The organism is Kitasatospora sp. NPDC001175, assembly GCF_053598215.1.
Map to the genome: position 1 here is coordinate 1 of NZ_JBSFJU010000232.1, position 1,194 is coordinate 1,194.

Genomic DNA, 1,194 nt, shown 5'->3' on the forward strand with positions numbered 1-1,194 from the left:
TGAGCTTGCTCCGCTTTGACGGACACCGTTGGTGTGGTGGTCAGGCCGCCAGGACGGTCTCGTATTCGGCGGGACTGCGGTAGCCGAGGCTGCTGTGCAGCCTGCGTATGTTGTACCAGGCTTCGATCCACTCGAAGATCGCGGTCCGTGCTGCGGCCCGGCTGGGCCAGGGGCGGTCGCCGAGCAGCTCCCGTTTGAGAGTGGCGAAGAAGGACTCGGCGAGTGCGTTGTCCCAGCACTGGCCGGTGCGGCCGACCGACAGCCGAACTCCGAACTCGGTTGCCAGGTCGGCGAATTCACGGCTGGTGTACTGACAGCCGCGATCGGAGTGGAAGATCACCGGCCCGGTCGGGCGGCGGGTGTGGCAGGCGGCCCGCAGGGCGTCGGCGACCAGTTCGGTGCGCAGGTGGTCGGCGGTGGTCCAGCCGACGACGCGGCGGGAGGCGATGTCGATGACGGTGGCCAGGTAGAGCCAGCCCTCCTCGGTGGGGATGTAGGTGATGTCGCCGCACCAGCGCGCATCGAGGGTGGTCGGGTGGGGCCGGAAGTCGCGCAGGACCAGGTCCGGCCGGGTGGCGGCGCGGGGGTCGGGGATCGTGGTGCGCTGGCGCCGTCTTCGGTGCCGGCCCTCGAGGCCGGCCTGGCGCATCAGGCGTGCGACCCTTCGCCGGCCGCACCGGTCGCCGTCGCGGTGCAGGGCGGCGTGGACGCGCGGAGCTCCATAGGTGCCGCGCGAGGTCGCGTGGACTTGGGTGATCTTCTCGGTCAGCTCCGCGTCGCGGACCGCGCGGGGGCCGGGGGTGGCGGTTCGGCGGGCGTAGAAGGCGGCTCGGGAGACCTGGAGCAGTTCACACGCCCGTTTGACGTTGTGGCCTGCCTGCTTCTCCGCCTCGATGAACGGGTGCACCGTCATCGGGTCTCCGTCGCGAAGAAAGCCGTCGCACGCTTGAGGATGTCCACGTCCTCGCGCAAGCGGCGGTTCTCCCGCCGCAGCCTGGCCAGTTCCTCGCGCTCGTCGCTGGTCAGGCCGTCTCGCTCGCCGGCGTCGACCTGGGCCTGCTTCACCCAGTCGCGCACCGCGGTCTCGGTCAGGTCGAAGTCCTTGGCGACCTGACCGACCGAGCGGTCACCGCGCCGGCACAGCTCGACGATCTCGGCCTTGAACTCCGACGTGAACGAGCGGCGAGGGCGCGG

The 1,194-nt window shown here is 70.8% G+C and carries 1 pseudogene; it reads right to left on the reverse strand.

Going from position 1 to position 1,194, the window contains the following annotated elements:
• Positions 1-40: 40 nt before the first annotated feature.
• Positions 41-1,194 (reverse strand): annotated as a pseudogene (locus ACWDAK_RS41355) (IS3 family transposase); the annotation flags it as partial.